This window comes from Psychrobacillus glaciei, from assembly GCF_008973485.1.
Lineage (GTDB): Bacteria > Bacillota > Bacilli > Bacillales_A > Planococcaceae > Psychrobacillus > Psychrobacillus glaciei.
Genome location: NZ_CP031223.1, coordinates 2,570,517 through 2,588,451, shown reverse-complemented (window position 1 = coordinate 2,588,451; position 17,935 = coordinate 2,570,517). Strand labels below are relative to the sequence as shown.

Annotated in this window: 13 protein-coding genes, 1 other RNA gene and 2 other annotated features; of the genes, 12 read left to right on the top strand and 2 right to left on the bottom strand. The window is 37.1% G+C overall.

What is annotated here, in order from left to right; genetic code table 11:
- Positions 1-63: 63 nt before the first annotated feature.
- Positions 64-1,596, bottom strand: a complete 1,533-nt coding sequence (locus PB01_RS12125; RefSeq protein ID WP_151700441.1) for an N-acetylmuramoyl-L-alanine amidase family protein — start codon at positions 1,594-1,596, stop codon at positions 64-66.
- A gap of 114 nt (positions 1,597-1,710) precedes the next feature.
- Positions 1,711-1,948 (top strand) — a binding site (T-box leader).
- Positions 1,949-2,001: 53 nt separating this feature from the next.
- Here PB01_RS12125 and hisS point away from each other — a divergent pair.
- The 5 genes from hisS (at position 2,002) to PB01_RS12100 (ending at position 6,535) form a co-directional block, all read left to right on the top strand.
- Entirely contained in the window at positions 2,002-3,270 is a 1,269-nt protein-coding gene (gene hisS / locus PB01_RS12120) for a histidine--tRNA ligase (protein WP_151700440.1), read from the top strand.
- 20 nt (positions 3,271-3,290) lie between these two features.
- Positions 3,291-5,060 (top strand): aspartate--tRNA ligase, encoded by a 1,770-nt coding sequence (gene aspS / locus PB01_RS12115; RefSeq protein ID WP_151700439.1) that lies wholly within the window; start codon positions 3,291-3,293, stop codon positions 5,058-5,060.
- 59 nt (positions 5,061-5,119) lie between these two features.
- Positions 5,120-5,304, top strand: a non-coding RNA gene (ssrS, locus tag PB01_RS12110) — 6S RNA.
- Between the two features lie 196 nt (positions 5,305-5,500).
- Positions 5,501-6,262, top strand: a complete 762-nt coding sequence (locus tag PB01_RS12105; protein ID WP_151700438.1) for a tRNA threonylcarbamoyladenosine dehydratase — start codon at positions 5,501-5,503, stop codon at positions 6,260-6,262.
- A 78-nt stretch (positions 6,263-6,340) separates the two neighbouring features.
- On the top strand, positions 6,341-6,535 hold the full coding sequence (locus PB01_RS12100; RefSeq protein WP_151700437.1) for a hypothetical protein: 195 nt from the start codon (positions 6,341-6,343) through the stop codon (positions 6,533-6,535).
- A 576-nt stretch (positions 6,536-7,111) separates the two neighbouring features.
- On the opposite strand, the gene PB01_RS12095 is transcribed toward PB01_RS12100, so the two are convergent.
- On the bottom strand, positions 7,112-8,398 hold the full coding sequence (locus PB01_RS12095; protein ID WP_151700436.1) for a replication-associated recombination protein A: 1,287 nt from the start codon (positions 8,396-8,398) through the stop codon (positions 7,112-7,114).
- Positions 8,399-8,579: 181 nt separating this feature from the next.
- Between PB01_RS12095 and cymR the strand changes: the two genes are divergently transcribed.
- The 7 genes from cymR to PB01_RS12060 all read left to right on the top strand — a co-directional run bounded on the left by cymR (position 8,580) and on the right by PB01_RS12060 (position 17,933).
- Positions 8,580-9,002 (top strand): cysteine metabolism transcriptional regulator CymR, encoded by a 423-nt coding sequence (cymR, locus tag PB01_RS12090; RefSeq protein WP_151700435.1) that lies wholly within the window; start codon positions 8,580-8,582, stop codon positions 9,000-9,002.
- Positions 9,003-9,015: 13 nt separating this feature from the next.
- Positions 9,016-10,152, top strand: a complete 1,137-nt coding sequence (locus PB01_RS12085) for a cysteine desulfurase family protein (RefSeq protein ID WP_151700434.1) — start codon at positions 9,016-9,018, stop codon at positions 10,150-10,152.
- Positions 10,153-10,177: 25 nt separating this feature from the next.
- A complete protein-coding gene (gene mnmA, locus PB01_RS12080; protein WP_151700433.1) occupies positions 10,178-11,290 on the top strand; it encodes a tRNA 2-thiouridine(34) synthase MnmA in 1,113 nt (370 codons plus the stop codon).
- A 13-nt stretch (positions 11,291-11,303) separates the two neighbouring features.
- Entirely contained in the window at positions 11,304-11,960 is a 657-nt protein-coding gene (locus tag PB01_RS12075; RefSeq protein WP_151702049.1) for a tetratricopeptide repeat protein, read from the top strand.
- A gap of 139 nt (positions 11,961-12,099) precedes the next feature.
- Positions 12,100-14,517: an SF1B family DNA helicase RecD2 gene (gene recD2 / locus PB01_RS12070; protein WP_151700432.1), complete on the top strand. Its 2,418-nt coding sequence runs from the start codon at positions 12,100-12,102 to the stop codon at positions 14,515-14,517.
- A gap of 36 nt (positions 14,518-14,553) precedes the next feature.
- Positions 14,554-14,765 (top strand) — a binding site (T-box leader).
- Between the two features lie 54 nt (positions 14,766-14,819).
- Complete coding sequence (alaS, locus tag PB01_RS12065) at positions 14,820-17,453, top strand: alanine--tRNA ligase (RefSeq protein WP_151700431.1); 2,634 nt, start codon at positions 14,820-14,822, stop codon at positions 17,451-17,453.
- A 213-nt stretch (positions 17,454-17,666) separates the two neighbouring features.
- The gene (locus PB01_RS12060) at positions 17,667-17,933 is read left to right on the top strand and encodes an IreB family regulatory phosphoprotein (protein ID WP_151700430.1); all 267 of its coding nucleotides are present in this window, start codon (positions 17,667-17,669) and stop codon (positions 17,931-17,933) included.
- Positions 17,934-17,935: the final 2 nt, after the last annotated feature.

Genomic DNA, 17,935 nt, shown 5'->3' with positions numbered 1-17,935 from the left:
ACTCAGTTTTTATCGAGTTTGTCTACAGTCTGATTTATAACAACCTTTTTGGGACATTACAGCTTAGTTTATTTGTGCATCAAAATAATTGATCACTCCGTTGTATATTCCACGAGTTGCCTGTTCTCTAAATTGTGCGGTAGTCAATTGACGTTCCTCAGATGGATTACTTAAATAACCTAACTCTATTAATATTGCTTTTTGTTTATTTTCTCGAAGAACTAAATAGTTTCCTTGTTGTATTCCACGATCATTCAGTGAAACCATGTCACCAAGCTCTTTATGCACATAAGAAGCAAGTTCTTTCTGATAATTGTGCATGTAATAGGTCGTAAAACCATGAACAGAACTGTTTTCGATTGCATCATAATGAAGACTAATAAAAGCATCAGCTGCAGCCTGGTGAGCAATAGAAACACGTTTACGAAGATCTACATATACATCAGACTCTCTAGTCATCATGACATTTGCACCAGCTGCTTGCAATTTAGAAGCCAATAACTCTGCGGTTAAGAGAGTGATATCTTTCTCATCTGTACCTAGTGCGCCCGTTGTACCACGGTCATTTCCTCCATGGCCAGCATCAATAACTAGTGTCAGTCCTTTTAACGTACCCTTTTCTCGCTTTGCTAATGGTTCTTTAGTAGAAGTTGGTAAAGTATCATTTGAAGAAACAACCCAGCTAGCTACATAAGCTATCGTATTATTCGTCAGTTCAATTTTATACCAATCATCTATTTTTTCTAAAACGGTAAATGATTGACCAGCATCTACACGATCAACAACGTCACTACTTGTGGTGCTTTGAGATCGTAAATTAGTTCCGTTATATAGAATTTTAATTGTTTCATTTGGAGTAGTTGTAATTGACTTGGATGGCTTTGGCTGTTCTGTATAGCTGCCATAAAAACTATAAACCCATCCTTTTTTCCCATTTTCTAATTGGATTTTCACCCAATTATGATTTTTTTCAATTATTGGGAACGACTCATCTTTTAATACTTGTCCAATATTTTTGGAAGAAAGATCTGCTTTTGAACGAACATTTAACACATCAACGGAAACTAAAAAAAATTCTCCTGTAGAAAAAGTCTCTACTTTAGGCTCGTCCTTGATTACTTGGTCAACAATCGTAACATACTCGCTATGTATCCATCCTTTTTGATCGTTGAAGAGTATTTCTATCCAATCCCCCTCTGTTTTAAAGGCTGAGATTTGACTTCCTTCTTGTAATTGACCAATTACTGCTGAAGATAAAGACGGCTCCGATCGCACATTTAATTTGTTTACTTTGGAAACAACCTGCTTATTGGTCATTTCAATTGATTCAGACTTCGTGTACCAGCTAGCAACCCATCCCGTAGAGTTACCAAATTTAATATGAAGCCAGTCACTTTCTTTTCCAATTACAGTAAGCTTGTCATTTTGTCCGACAGTGCCGATAATATCGTATGTAAGACCAGGACCAGAACGAACTTTAAGGGAAGAAATATTTACGGTCACTTCATTTTCTTGTGCATACACATGAATGATGGGAATAATTAGTGCAATAGTAAGAATGAAAATTGTCATTTTATGCATTAGTTTGTCGATCATTGAATCCCTCCTAATCCTATTGTAAATATTCTGTCATAAAATTTCTACCTTTTATTGAAAAGGGTTGACTTATTTCATTCCTGTCATTAAGATAAGGTATAATTAAAAATCAAAATCAAGCCGATGACCGAAAAAGTAACTGTTTTCAACGGATGAAAAGAGAAGGAAAGACGTGGCTGAAATCTTTCCTACATACGCACTCAGTGAACAACATTCGAGAGGTTTTTTGTCGAAAGAGATATTCTTTAGTAGGCAGAAACGGTACTGGTCGTTATCCAGAAAAGAGAGGGTCAATTATTTTTGGCCAACTAGGGTGGAACCGCGGAAGCTAATACAAGCTCTCGTCCCTTGCTATTTAGCAAGGGATGAGGGCTTTTTTATTTGCAATAGAAAGGGGCAATTGCCATGGACATTAAAGTACCTAGAGGAACACAAGATATTTTGCCATCAGAAACAGGCAAATGGCAAGTAGTGGAAGAGTTAATACGTGAAACATGTAGTCTGTATCAATACAAAGAAATACGGACTCCGATTTTTGAACATACCGAATTATTTACAAGAAGTGTAGGAGATACTACTGATATTGTGCAGAAAGAAATGTATACATTTCAAGATAGAGGTGATCGTTCCTTAACGTTAAGACCTGAAGGAACAGCTTCAGCAGTACGTGCATTTGTGGAACATAAGATGTTTGGTTACCCGGATCAACCGGTAAAATTATATTATATGGGACCGATGTTCCGTTATGAGAGACAGCAAGCGGGAAGATATAGACAATTTGTTCAGTTTGGTATAGAAGCCATTGGTAGTGCGGATCCGGCAATTGACGCGGAAGTAATTTCTCTCGCAATGGCTGTTTATCAAAAAGCTGGACTCAAAAAGCTAAAACTTGTTATAAACTCGCTAGGTGATACAGAGAGCCGAATTACACACAAAAAAGCGCTAGTTGATCATTTTGAGCCGCATATAGAAAATTTTTGTTCCGATTGTCAAAATAGATTACAAAAAAATCCTCTTCGCATTTTGGACTGTAAAGTGGATCGCAACAATTCATTAATGGCAACTGCCCCTTCTTTAGCAGATTATTTAAATGAAGAGTCAGCAGCTTACTTTGAAAAAGTAAAAGAGTATTTGTCCATTTTGAACATTCCATTTGAAGTAGACCCTAATTTAGTTAGAGGGCTTGACTATTATAATCACACAGCATTTGAGATTATGAGTGCTGCTGAAGGTTTTGGTGCTATTACAACACTTGCTGGAGGGGGACGCTACAACGGGCTTGTAGAAGAACTTGGTGGGCCAGATTCGCCTGGTATTGGTTTTGCAATGAGTATTGAACGACTTCTGCTTGCAGTGGAAGCGGAAAATAATAAATGGGCAGATCTTTCTAATCTAGATGTATATTTAATCGGTATGGGTGAGACTGCGAAGAAAAAAACAGTCGAGCTTACAAACGTATTTCGACAAAATAATATTACAGCAGAAATGGATTATTTAGATAGAAAAATCAAAACCCAAATGAAATCAGCGGATCGCCTAAAAGCAAAATTTGTGCTTGTTATTGGTGAGGATGAAATAGAAAAAGAAAGTGCAATGCTGAAAAATTTATCGAATGGAGAACAACAGCTTGTTCCGTGGAATGAATTAGTAGAAAAACTGAAAAATAGCATTTAAGCTTGAGTGGAGGAAGTATTATGAAAAGAACACATACTAGTGGCGAATTAAATGAACATCTTATTGGAGAATCAGTACAATTAATCGGTTGGGTACAAAAACGAAGAGACTTAGGTGGGCTAATATTCGTAGATGTAAGAGATCGTTCTGGTCTTGTGCAAGTAGTTTTTAACCCGGAAATTTCGGAAACTGCTATTCAAATCGCGGAAAAAATCCGTAATGAATTTATCATCGAAGTACATGGGACGGTAGTTGCACGTGCAGTAAATCAAGTAAATCCAAATATGTCTTCTGGTTCTATAGAAGTTCATGCAACAGAAATAGTTATTGTTAATGAAGCAAAAACCCCTCCTTTTGCTATTGAAAATCAGACAGATGCTGGAGAAGATATTCGATTAAAATATCGTTACTTAGATTTAAGAAGACCAGTTATGTATGACACTTTTAAAATGAGATCAGATATTACTAAAACAGTGAGACGTTTCTTAGATGATGAAGGGTTTTTAGAGGTGGAAACACCTATTTTAACAAAATCTACTCCAGAAGGAGCACGTGATTATTTAGTTCCTAGCCGTGTGCATGGAGGAGAATTTTATGCCTTACCACAGTCTCCACAGTTATTTAAGCAAATGTTAATGGTATCTGGATTTGAAAAGTATTACCAAATTGCTCGATGCTTCCGCGATGAAGATTTACGTGCAGACCGTCAACCAGAATTCACACAAATCGATATGGAAATGAGTTTTCTATCGATGGATGATATTCTCGAGATGAATGAACGCATGATGAAAAAGATCATGATGGATGTAAAAGGTGTAGATGTGACAATTCCTTTCAATCGGATGGACTATGATGAAGCAATGGATCGATTCGGTTCTGATAAACCAGATGTTCGTTTCGGATTAGAATTAGTTGACCTATCTGAAATCGTGAAAGAAAGTCCATTTAAAGTATTTGCTTCTGCAGTTGAAAATGGAGGTCAAGTAAAAGCAATCAATGTAAAAGGTGCAGCTGATAACTATTCCAGAAAAGATATCGATGCTCTTGGTGAATTTGCAGGAGTATACGGGGCAAAAGGTCTTGCATGGTTAAAAGTCGACGAAGAAGGTCTTAAAGGACCTATCGCTAAGTTTTTCGAAGGAGAAGCTGCTACGGGCTTAATCGGAAAATTGGAAGCATCTTCCGGAGACTTACTATTGTTTGTAGCGGACAAAAAATCTGTAGTAGCAGATGCGTTAGGTGCACTTCGATTAAAACTTGGGAAAGAGCTAGGCTTAATTGATGAAAGCCGATTTGAATTTTTATGGGTTGTCAATTGGCCGTTATTTGAATACGACGAAAAAGAAGGGCGTTATTATGCAGCTCATCATCCATTTACGCGACCATTCGACGAAGACCTTACTTTAATGGACACAGATCCAAGTAAAGTACGTGCTCAAGCTTATGACCTAGTTTTGAATGGTTACGAGCTTGGTGGAGGTTCACTTCGTATTTATTCAAGAAATGTCCAAGAAAAAATGTTTGAGATTCTTGGTTTCTCGGATGCAGAGGCTAAAGCGCAGTTTGGATTCTTAATGGAAGCATTTGAATATGGAACACCACCACATGGCGGTGTAGCATTTGGTTTAGATCGATTAGTAATGCTTCTTTCTGGAAGTACAAACTTACGCGATACAATTGCTTTCCCTAAGACTGCAAGTGCAAGTTGCTTGTTAACACAAGCACCTAGTCCAGTAGCTACAGCCCAACTTAAGGAATTAAGCCTAAATGTTTTTGTTCAGAATAGTTAAATAATAACGCAATGTAATTATTGATGTTTCAAAAAACATGTGCTATTATACAAGTAATACGAATCCTGATGTGTTCGCAGCATGCCAATCAGTTTTGACCGAACAATTAAATCGTCGGGAGTCTAACTTTTATTATGTATGACATGCCCTTCAACGGGACGCCAGAAATAGTAAAGAGGACACCCACCTGCTACTTGCGGGTTCAAAACGATACGCTCTATTTGTCGGCACGATCGGGATTCGTCCTAATTCAATTTTAATCCCTCTAGCAAGAAATGCTGGGGGGTTTTTCATGGCAATAGAAATAAATACTTTTCTACATAATGATTTTCATTTCCAATGGTCGCATCAGGGAAGCTCCCTTTGCATGGCTTAGCGAGACTTTTCACGTTTTTAAAATTATTAATCCGACTAATCTGATATAAATGGAGTGTTTTAAAATGTTACATCAATTTTCAAGAAATGAACTTGCAGTTGGGACAGAAGGAATCAATTTATTGAAGAATACGACGGTTGCTATTTTAGGTGTTGGAGGAGTAGGATCGTTTGCTGCAGAAGCTTGTGCCAGAAGTGGCGTCGGACGGATAATATTAGTCGATAAAGACAATGTAGATATTACCAATATTAATCGTCAATTAGTGGCATATATCTCTACCGTTGGACGTTCTAAGTCAGAAGTAATGAAAGAGCGTATTGCGGATATTAATCCAGCTTGTGAAGTAATTGATATGCATATGTTTTATACAGATGAAACGTATGAACAATTTTTTGCTATGAATATTGATTATGTAATTGATGCTTCGGATACAATTATCTATAAGATTCACTTGATGAAAGAATGTTTATCGCGAGGGATTAAAATAATCTCCAGTATGGGTGCAGCAAATAAAACGGACCCAACTCGTTTCAAAATAGTGGATATATCGAAAACACATACTGATCCAATTGCAAAAATCATTCGAACAAAACTTCGCAAAGAAGATCGTATTACAAAAGGAATTCCTGTTGTCTTTTCAGATGAAAGCCCTATAATTGTTCGCGAAGATGTAGTTGAGACGGTGGGGAAACCAGATGCAGCAATTCGTAAAGCAAAAATGCCGCCATCTTCGAATGCATTCGTTCCATCTTCCGTAGGTTTAATTTGCGCAAGTTGGGTAATAAATGACATAACAAAATCAATTCCTATTAATCGCGTGCAATAATTAGTTGAAATATTTTCCTTATAGCCTATACTATAATTAAAGCAATTACAATAGTGACCAACTGAGGAGGGGATAAAAATGACTGAAACAAACAACCAAGATGCTCCGAAAAAGAAAATGACCTTACAAGAAGCGGTAAAACAAAGACTTGAAGAAAAGAAAAATCAAGCTTCTGGCGGTAAATCAACAGGTAACGGCTCCATAACCAATCAAAAAGCAAAGAGCCAACAGACAAAAAAAGTGAGCAATACTAGAAGAAAAATGGGTGTTTAACCTATCGACTTTATTAGGTTTCTGATAAAAATTCAGCTAAAGATTTTTTAGCTGGATTTTTATTGTTTTGTGAACTATAAATTGTGACGCTGTGAATATTTTTTGCATGGATCAACTCTTTTAAAGAAAGATACGAACGAACGTCAGTATAGATCTCCGAATATTCCCCGGGTAATACTGTGGCTTCTCTTTAGACCACGGCACTCGGTGAAATGTATAAATGAATCAGTGGGTAGATAATTAGATTTGGTGGAATTTGAGGAAATAGATAATATCTATTGATTAAGAAGTGCTGAGCGGACGAAATTGTATCTTCGTCCGCTTTTAAAAGAATTGGAAAGTATCTAATCTCTCATTAACCAAACCTAATGCACCTTGTTTCTACCTATTTCAAGAGGGCGACGGACAAACATCCGCCACAAGATTACTGAAAAGAGAGGACCTGGAAGTGACGCATTTACTTCCAGATCCTCTCTAAAATTCTTCGTTAATAGTGTAGCTGATGTTTCGTCCAAAGCACTCTGGAAATAGTAAAGACCAGATGCACTTAAAGGACACTAGTATTTTTCTTATTCATTATTTCTCCGTTCTAAACTTCTCCAAACGACTGTAAATAGCTGCAAGACGTTTTTCTTCGCCAGCTTCTATTGGTTTATAAAACTTTGTTCCAACTAAATTATCTGGTAGATAGGTTTGGTTGACCCAGCCACCAAAAGTACCGATTTTATGATTATGCGGATAAATGTATCCTCCGTGCCCAAGGTCTTTTGCTCCAGCGTAATGCGTATCTTTTAAATGGCTCGGGATGTCTCCAGTTTTTCCTTGATGAATACTTGTAATCGCTGTATCTAAAGCAGCATATGCAGAGTTTGATTTCTCTGATAAACACATTAACACTACCGCATTAGCGAGTGGTATACGTGCTTCTGGTAGCCCTAGTCTTTCAGCGGCTTGAATTGCAGCTAGAACTTGTGGTCCAACAGTAGGGTTCGCAAGACCAATATCTTCATAACTCATGACGAGCAATCTTCTCGAAACAGCGACTAAATCTCCGTTCTCTAGTAAATGTGCAAGGTAATAAAGAGCGGCATCTGTATCACTTCCGCGGACCGATTTTTGCAGTGCAGATAAAAGATTATAAAAATGAGATCCTTTTTTATCTCCAAACACGCCGACTCTATCTACTAGACTATTCAATATAGAATCTTCCACTTTTGTCACACCATTTTCTTCAAAGCTTGCGAATATCGTGGATTCTAATAGTGTTAAGGCTTTTCTTGCATCCCCATTTGCTGCTTCTGCTATTTTCTTTCTTTGTTCGATCTTTAGGTCAATTTGCATTCTTCCAAGCCCTTTAATCTTATCCTCCAATGCTCTTTCAAGAAGCATATCAACATCTTCAGCTGTTAAACGCTTTAATTGTTTAATCTCTCCGCAACGGGATCGTATTGCCGGATTTACATCGTGAAAGGGATTTTCAGTTGTTGCACCAATTAGTATAATAGATCCGTTTTCTACATGAGGTAAAAGTGTATCCTGTTGCAGCTTGTTGAATCGATGGATTTCATCTAAAAACAAAATGACTTTCCCGGTTAATCGTGCATCTGCCACGACATCTTCTACATCTTTTTTGCCGGCTTTAGTAGCGTTTAGAGCAACAAAAGGGAGTTTAGTCGTGCCTGCGATTGCGAAAGCAAGTGAAGTTTTACCGACGCCAGGATCACCGTATAAAAGCATAGAAGGGACGTGCCCGTTTTTTATCATTTTATATAAAGCGGTATCTTTGCCTATGACATGCTGCTGGCCTGCTAATTCATCTATTGTTTCTGGTCTCATTCGATATGCTAAAGGTTCATTGCTCAAAATGATCTCTCCTTGTTCAAACATCTGTTCTTTAATTATATCGAAGATTGGTTTAAAAGTCATTTTGGAGTCGTTCTGTCATGTAATTATGCTATACTAGGGAAAGAATTTTTTATGTTTGGTGAAATACCCGGACCCGAATACGCTAAGGCGATTTAGATTTCTAATGAGGTGGAATATATTGAAGTTTTCAACAAAAGGACGGTATGGTTTAACGATTATGATAGCATTAGGCAAACAGTGTGGAGAAGGACCACTTGCACTTCGTCAAATCGCAGCAGACCATAATTTATCGGAAGCATATTTAGAACAAATTGTTTCACCATTACGGAATGCGGGACTTGTTAAAAGTGTTAGAGGTGCATACGGTGGGTATATGCTTTCAAGGGAGCCAAATGAAATCACGGCAGGTGACGTTATTCGTGTACTTGAAGGTCCAATTCAGATAGTAGAAGGAATTGAAGAGGAAGAGTTGCCACAACGCGAGTTATGGATGCGTATCCGAGATGCAGTAAAAAATGTGTTGGATACAACAACTATTGAGGATTTAGCGCAACATACAGATGAAGATCCAGCGAACGCTGGATATATGTTTTATATTTAAGGAGCAGTTTGAAATGACTAGAATATATTTAGATCATGCAGCTACAACCCCTATGGCGGAAGAAGTAATCAAAACATTTACGGTAGAAATGAATAAAGAATTTGGCAATGCCTCAAGTATCCACCAAACTGGAAGAAGTGCACGAAAAAAATTGGATGATTCAAGAAATACCCTTGCTACAAGTATTGGTGCCCATGAAACAGAAATTATCATTACAAGCGGCGGAACAGAAGCCGATAATTATGCTATTTTCGGCACAGCTTATGCACGTAGAATTGAAGGGAAGCATATTATTACGACACAAATTGAGCATCATGCAGTACTTCATGCTTGTGAACAACTAGAACGCGAAGGATTTGAAGTCACTTATCTACCTGTAAATAAAGAAGGAATAATCGATGTTTGTGAATTGAAAAATGCACTTCGAGAAGATACTATTTTAGTTTCAGTCATGTATGGAAACAATGAAGTTGGGTCTATTCAACCGATACATGAAATTGGTGAGTTATTAAATGATCATCCTGCCTATTTTCATACAGATGCGGTACAAGCGTATGGTGGGATTGCTTTAGATGTAAACGATTTACAAGTTGATTTGCTAAGTGTTTCAAGTCATAAAATTAATGGACCAAAGGGAATTGGCTTTTTATATCAACGAAAAGCGATTCATTTGAAACCATTATTATATGGTGGGAAGCAAGAAAGACAGAAACGTGCTGGAACAGAAAATGTACCGGCAGTAATTGGATTTGCAAAAGCTGTTGAGTTAAAACAACAAAATTTAGAATCAACGATCAATTCTTACAAGGAATTGAAAAATGCTTTTCTACACCAACTGGAAAGTAAAGGTGTTGAGTTCACCATCAATGGCTCACTGAAAAACGTTCTGCCCCATGTTATAAACATTAGCATTCCAAAAACAGATGTCGAGACATTTTTAATCCAGCTGGATTTAGCGGGAATTGATGCTTCCAGTGGTTCAGCATGCTCGGCCGGTTCTATTGATCCATCCCACGTCTTAGTTGCTATGTTTGGTGAAAATACACCGGAGCTCCGAAATTCAGTTCGATTTAGTTTTGGTATAAATAACACAGTGGAGCAGGTAAGAGAAGCAGCAAATAAAATAAGTAAAATTATTCTAGGTTCTTAACGAATAATTGAAATGAGTGAGTAAATTGAAAAAAATAGAAGATACAAGAGTAGTAGTAGGAATGTCTGGTGGCGTGGATTCGTCCGTCGCTGCTTACCTATTAAAAGAACAAGGGTACGATGTCATCGGTATCTTTATGAAAAACTGGGATGATACAGATGAATTTGGCGTCTGTACAGCCACAGAAGATTACGAAGATGTTATTAAAGTCTGCAATCAAATCGGGATTCCGTATTATGCAGTAAATTTTGAAAAACAATATTGGGATAAAGTGTTTACCTATTTCTTGGAAGAATATAAAGCAGGAAGAACACCAAACCCAGATGTAATGTGTAATAAAGAAATTAAATTTAAAGCATTTTTAGAGCATGCATTAGCACTTGGAGCTGACTATTTAGCCACTGGCCATTACGCACAAGTGGAAGTAAGAGAAGGTCAAACAAGAATGCTACGTGGGAAAGACAACAATAAAGACCAAACCTATTTTTTAAACCAGCTAAACCAAGAACAATTAGAAAAAGTGATGTTTCCAATTGGTCATTTGGAAAAGAAAAAGGTACGAGAAATTGCACTTGAACAAGGACTGGCAACTGCAACAAAAAAAGATTCCACTGGAATTTGTTTTATAGGTGAAAGAAACTTCAAAACATTTTTGGGTCAATATTTACCTGCGCAACAAGGCGAAATGGAAACGATGGATGGAAAACCAATGGGCAAACATGATGGACTAATGTATTACACAATTGGCCAACGTCATGGATTAGGAATTGGTGGTTCCGGTGATCCATGGTTTGTCATTGGAAAAGATTTAGCAAGAAATGTATTATTAGTTGGGCAAAACATTAATAATGATGCACTTTTCTCCACGAGTTTAACTGCGACTAATTTATCTTTTACAACCACATTTGACAAGCAAAAAAACTTTGATTGTACAGCTAAATTCAGATACAGACAAGAAGATGTCGGAGTCCAAGTGGAGATACTATCGGATAGTGATGTGTCTGTTATTTTTGAAAAAGCCGTTCGAGCGATCACTCCAGGACAAGCAGTTGTTTTCTATCAAGGGGACGAATGTATAGGTGGAGCCACGATTGACAAAGTATTCAAAGATGGATTGCAACTGGATTATGTTGGCTAATTGGAGGAAGTATATGAATTACAATGAATTAGGAATACAGGCTATTCAAGAAGAAAACTATGAAAAAGCCGTTGAATTATTTACAAAAGCTATCGAAGAAAATCCGGAAGAGGCAATTGGATATATAAATTTCGGTAATTTGCTTGCATCTATGAATGAAAATGAACGAGCGGAAAGATTCTTTCAAAAAGCAATGACGTTAGATGAACATGCAGCTACAGCATACTATAGTCTAGCAAATTTGTATTATGATGCAGAACGTTATGAGGAAGCTGCAAAACTGTATGAAAAAGCTATTTCAAATGGAATTGAAGGTCCAGATTCCTATTTCATGTTAGGCAAAAGCTTTGAAAAAACAGGACAAACAAAGTTATCGCTACCTTATTTACAACGAGCATATGAACTAGACTCGAATGATAGTCAAATAAAGCTAACCTATGCAATAGCATTAGCAAGCTTTGAAATGTTTAAAGAAGCAGAACCAATTTTAAAAGAAATATTAGAAGCAGAAGCTGAAAATGCGGATGCACACTATAATTTAGGTGTTTTATATGCTGTGTCTACTCCAAATACGGAAGCGGCACTTTATCATTTAAAACAAGCATTTACGATACAACCAACTTATGATCAAGCACGCTATGTGCATGATATGATCTCTCTTCGTAATTAACTTTATTCAGCAGAAACATTTGCTGAATGAAGTTAAAGCCCTTGGCGGATGACACAGATTTTGAATTGAGCTAGTTCAATTCAAAACCTGGATGAAAATACGCCAAGGCGAAATTGTTTTACAATCTGGAGGCGTTAGCATGACAAACGAAATGAATAATGAAAAACAATTTATTACGGGTCGTCCTATCGTCTCAATTTTTCACAATCCCCAAAATTTGTTTTCTATTATAAAACTAAAAATTAAATCCACTAATACAACCTACATAGAAAAAGAAATAATTGTGACCGGTTATTTTCCACAACTCGTATTAGAAGAATCCTATAAATTTACTGGACTTGTAAAAAATCACCCTAAATATGGCGTGCAATTTCAAGTAGAGACCTTTCAAAAAGAAGTTCCTGCTACTGAACAAGGTATAGTCCATTATTTATCGAGTGATATGTTTCCGGGAATCGGCAGAAAAACAGCAGAACAAATTGTCAAAAAACTTGGTCAAAATGCCATCAATAGAATTCTAGATGACCCTGCTGTATTGGACATCATTCCAAGATTGGCAGAAGATAAAAAACAAACATTGAGAGCTGTTTTAGAGCAAAATCTAGGTTTAGAAAAAGTGATGATTCAGTTGAATGAATGGGGGTTCGGTCCCCAAATCGCGATGAAAATATATCAAGCTTACCGAGAGGAAACGATAGATGTATTGACAAAGAACCCATATCGCCTTATCGAGGAAGTGGAAGGCGTTGGATTTATTCGGGCAGATGAACTGGGCTATAAACTTGGCATTCAAGGAAATCACCCTGATCGTATTAAAGCTGCCATTTTTCACTTATTGCAATCTGCTTCATTAAGTGAAGGTCATGTATTTTTATACGCGGAGCAATTACTTGAATCTGTTAAAAGATTATTAGAAAGTGCACAAAGAGAAGAAATCACTTTCGAAGCGATAACGAAGTGCTGCTTCGAATTAGCCGAGGAAAGTCGAATTGTTGGGGAAGTGAATCGTTTTTACATCCCTTCACTTTATTTTTCAGAAGTAGGGATAAGTTCTAAAATCGAAACGTTATTGAATGAAAATGATACTCACCATAAATTCCCCCTTGCTGAGATGAAAAAACACCTTGGGGGAATTGAAGAAAGATTAGGCGTCCAATATGCAACAACCCAAGTTAAAGCGATCGAAACGGCTATAAATGCCAGCATGACACTCTTAACAGGTGGACCTGGGACAGGGAAGACCACCGTCGTACGAGGAATAGTTGAATTATATGCAGAACTTCATGGACTTTCTTTAGAACCAAAAGAATGGGCAAAAGATAAAAAACCATTTCCTGTTGTATTGGCTGCACCCACTGGTAGAGCCGCAAAACGTTTAAGCGAATCTACCGGATTGCCAGCAATGACAATCCACCGCTTATTAGGATTTAACGGCCAGGAAGATGCGGATTCTGAAGGAAAAGAAATTGAAGGAAAACTAATTATTATAGATGAAACATCCATGTTAGATACTTGGCTAGGGCATCAATTATTAAAAGCTATTCCTAAAGATGCACAAGTCATTTTTGTAGGGGACCAAGACCAGTTACCTCCTGTTGGACCAGGGCAGGTATTAAAAGATTTATTAGCTTCTAAAAGAATCCCAACTGTTGAATTAATAGATATTTATCGCCAATCAGAAGGTTCTTCTATTATTGAGCTAGCTCACGAAATGAAAAAAGGAACTGTTCCGAAAACGCTGTTAGACAAAACGAAAGATCGTTCATTTATTAAAGCTTCTACAGAACAAATTCCGAAAGTAGTAGAACAAGTGTTGAAAAGTGCTTTAGCAAAAGGACATTCGATAAGAGATATTCAAGTACTTGCACCTATGTATAGAGGGCCAGCTGGTATCGATGCATTAAATAAAATGATGCAAGAAATGGTGAATCCAAATACAGATGGAAAACGAAAAGAAATGGTATTTGGAGAAACGATTTACCGTATTGGCGACAAAGTATTGCAACTCGTCAATCAGCCAGAAAGCAATGTGTTCAACGGAGACATGGGGGAAGTCGTAAGTATTTTCAAAGCCGCTGAAACAGTGGAGAAAAAGGAAATGCTAGTTATTTCGTTTGATGGCAATGAAGTGACGTATGAAAAGAATGATTTGAATCAAATTACTTTAGCGTATTGTTGCTCCGTGCATAAATCCCAAGGTAGTGAATTTCAAACCGTGATTATGCCTGTCACCAGAAGCTATATGAAAATGCTTCGAAGAAATTTATTATATACAGGCATTACAAGAGCAAAGAACTTTTTAATATTATGTGGAGATCCCGAAGTTTTTAAATTTGGAGTAGAACGTACTGATGATTTGCAACGATTAACAACTTTAAAAGATCGTTTAAGCGTCAGTGAGGAAAAGAAGGAAAAAATAGATGAACAGAGAGAAAAAGTTATGGATGAAATAACAACAGAAACAACTTTCTTATCTGCAGAAAATTGCCATTTAATTGATCCGTTAACCGGGATGAATGGAATTTCCCCATATGATTTCTTAGAGATGGATAATTGACATCCGGTCGATAGTTTTTTATAATCAAATGCATAGAGCAAAATGATGACAGAGAAAGTACACTTGTTACCTGAAAAAGAGAAAGATTCCTTGGCTGAAAGAATCTTCAGAAACTAACAAGTTGGAAAGCTACTCTTGAGTGCAGCTAATACCTGCCGTTTAGCCGCGTTAAGGTTACTTGAGAGACACGACATGAATTGTTGTGTAACTAGGGTGGTACCGCGAGAATAACAGCTTTCGTCCCTTTTTTTAGGGATGAAGGCTTTTTTGATTTCATTTTATTCATTTAGGAGGAAAAATGTATGAAACAATTAACAGGTGCTCAAATTAGACAAATGTATTTAGACTTTTTTATCGAAAAAGGACATACCCAAGAACCGTCTGCTCCACTTGTACCAATCAATGACCCATCACTACTATGGATTAATAGCGGTGTTGCTACGTTGAAGAAGTATTTTGATGGGCGAGTAGTCCCAGAAAATCCACGTATTACAAATGCGCAAAAATCCATTCGTACAAATGATATTGAAAATGTAGGGAAAACAGCTAGACATCATACTTTTTTTGAAATGCTTGGAAATTTCTCAATTGGCGATTACTTCAAGAAAGAAGCGATTCATTTTGCTTGGGAATTCCTAACCGATGAAAAATGGATGGCATTCGAAGTTGAAAAATTATCTATAACGATTCATCCCGAAGACGAAGAAGCATATACTATTTGGAAGAATGAAATTGGTATTCCCGAAGAACGTATTATTCGATTAGAAGGAAACTTTTGGGATATTGGAGAAGGTCCGAGTGGTCCTAACTCCGAAATATTCTATGATCGTGGTGAATCATACGGGAATGATTTAAATGATTCTGAATTATATCCTGGTGGAGAAAATGAACGTTATTTAGAAATTTGGAACTTGGTATTTTCGCAATTCAACCATAATCCAGATAATACGTATACACCATTACCAAAACAGAATATTGATACGGGTATGGGATTAGAGCGCATGGCCTGTGTTGTTCAAAATGTACCAACCAATTTTGATACAGATTTATTTATCCCAATTATTCGTCAAACAGAAGAAATCTCTGGGAAATCATACAATACAACGGTTGAATATGATATTGCTTTCAAAGTAATTGCGGACCATATCCGTACCGTTGCTTTCGCTATTGGAGATGGAGCACTACCATCGAACGAAGGTAGAGGATATGTACTTAGAAGATTACTTCGTCGTGCTGTTCGTTTTGCAAAACAATTAGGAGTAGACAAACCGTTTTTATACGAGCTAGTTCCTGGCGTAGGTGAAATCATGAAAGATTTCTATCCGGAAGTAAAAGAGAAGCAAGACTTTATTATGCGAGTGATTAAAACAGAGGAAGAGCGTTTCCATGAAACACTACACGATGGACTATCTATTTTAGAAAAAGTAATAGAAGAACAACGTGAAAAAGGAGAATCCTTCATCCCTGGTACAACAACATTTACGCTTTATGACACATATGGTTTCCCAATCGAATTAACGGAAGAATATGCAGAAGAAGCAAACATGACGGTGGACCATGAAGGCTTTAAAAAAGAAATGGAAGCTCAGCGTAGTCGTGCACGTGCTGCTCGTCAAAATGTGGATTCTATGCAAGTACAATCCGAAGTTTTTAGTAATATTCATGATGAAAGTGAATTTGTTGGCTATGAAACATTATCGATAGCAACGAAAATAACAACTATAATACACGGTGAAGTACTAGCTAAAAGTGCAAATGAAGGGGATGAAATTCAAGTAATCCTTTCCCAAACTCCTTTTTACGCAGAAAGTGGAGGTCAACTAGCTGATCATGGAACAATTGAAAATGAAACGTTTAGAGGTTTTGTAAAAGAAGTTCAAAAAGCGCCAAACGGGCAAAACTTACACACAGTTATCGTTGAATCTGGGGAATTAACAACTGGCGCGGAAGTTACAGCGACAGTGGATCGTATATTACGAAGTCATACAGTGAAAAATCACTCAGCTACCCATTTACTACACCAAGCACTAAAAGATGTACTTGGAACGCATGTAAACCAGGCAGGCTCCTATGTTGGGCCAGACCGTTTACGTTTTGACTTCTCTCACTTCGGACAAGTAACAAAAGAAGAATTAGAGCAAGTTGAACGAATTGTTAATGAAAAAGTATGGGAAAACATCCCTGTTCTTACTGGTTATCATAATATAGAAGAAGCAAAGAGTATGGGGGCAATGGCGTTATTCGGTGAAAAATACGGAGATGTCGTGCGTGTTGTTCGAATGGGTGAATTTTCACTTGAACTTTGTGGTGGTGTGCATGTAAAAAATACATCTGAAATTGGATTCTTTAAAATACTCTCAGAAAGTGGTATTGGAGCTGGGACAAGAAGAATAGAAGCGGTAACTGGTAAAGGTGCATTTGAGGTTGTGAAAGAAGAAGAGCATGCATTATTAGAAGCTTCTAACCTCTTGAAAGCTCAACCAAAAGATTTAGTTACCAAATTGGCGCAAACATTGAATGAATTCAAAAGTATTCAAAGAGAGAATGAATCACTATCTGCTAAGATTGCAAACAATCAAGCTTCGTCTGTTTTATCTTCTGCTCAAACTATCAATGATATTACAGTCCTATCCGTTAAAGTGGAGGCAAAAGATAATAATCAATTACGCCAAATGATGGACGATTTAAAACAAAAACTTGAAAAAGCAGTTATTGTCCTTGGTGCAGTTGATGGAGAAAAAGTAATGATTTCTGCTGGGGTCACAAAAGATATTATCGGTGGAAACTATCATGCTGGAAATATCGTCAAACTTGTTGCAGAGCAGTGTGGAGGTAAAGGTGGAGGTAGACCAGATTTCGCAATGGCGGGAGCAAAAGATGGCAGCAAGCTAGACAATGCTTTAAATTCTGTTTATGAGTATATACGATCTGTTTAACTTTAGGAAAAAGAGAATTCTACTTGGCTTAAGATGCGTTGGAGTCTTATGATTCGTACCATCAATGGCAAAAGTTAGGTGCAATGTTTTTTTACCAACATTAACCATAGGAGTAAATTTACCTAGGTGTATTTGATACTATTTCCAATTTCGGTTATACTGTACAATAGATATGTAAGACTGCCTACTAAAACTGAAAGCGAGGTGCTGATCATGAATTCATTCGATAAAACGATGAAATTTAACTTCCCAGAAGAGTCTATGGAACAGGAAGTAAAACATGTGATGCTACAAGTTCACTCTGCACTAGAAGAAAAAGGATATAATTCAATTAATCAAATTGTTGGCTATCTGCTATCTGGTGATCCAGCTTATATTCCTCGCCATCAAGATGCACGTAATATGATACGCAAATTAGAACGAGATGAAATTTTAGAAGAATTAGTGAAGTTCTACATTAAAAAAAATAATGAGGCTTAAGC

Bases quoted from the DNA above. Each gene is read 5' to 3' on its own strand.
- PB01_RS12100 (WP_151700437.1), top strand. From the start codon at position 6,341: ATGACTGAAACAAACAACCAAGATGCTCCGAAAAAGAAAATGACCTTA.
- PB01_RS12125 (WP_151700441.1), bottom strand. From the start codon at position 1,596: ATGATCGACAAACTAATGCATAAAATGACAATTTTCATTCTTACTATT.
- PB01_RS12060 (WP_151700430.1), top strand. From the start codon at position 17,667: ATGAATTCATTCGATAAAACGATGAAATTTAACTTCCCAGAAGAGTCT.
- aspS (WP_151700439.1), top strand. From the start codon at position 3,291: ATGAAAAGAACACATACTAGTGGCGAATTAAATGAACATCTTATTGGA.
- hisS (WP_151700440.1), top strand. From the start codon at position 2,002: ATGGACATTAAAGTACCTAGAGGAACACAAGATATTTTGCCATCAGAA.
- PB01_RS12075 (WP_151702049.1), top strand. From the start codon at position 11,304: ATGAATTACAATGAATTAGGAATACAGGCTATTCAAGAAGAAAACTAT.
- PB01_RS12105 (WP_151700438.1), top strand. From the start codon at position 5,501: ATGTTACATCAATTTTCAAGAAATGAACTTGCAGTTGGGACAGAAGGA.
- alaS (WP_151700431.1), top strand. From the start codon at position 14,820: ATGAAACAATTAACAGGTGCTCAAATTAGACAAATGTATTTAGACTTT.
- recD2 (WP_151700432.1), top strand. From the start codon at position 12,100: ATGACAAACGAAATGAATAATGAAAAACAATTTATTACGGGTCGTCCT.
- PB01_RS12085 (WP_151700434.1), top strand. From the start codon at position 9,016: ATGACTAGAATATATTTAGATCATGCAGCTACAACCCCTATGGCGGAA.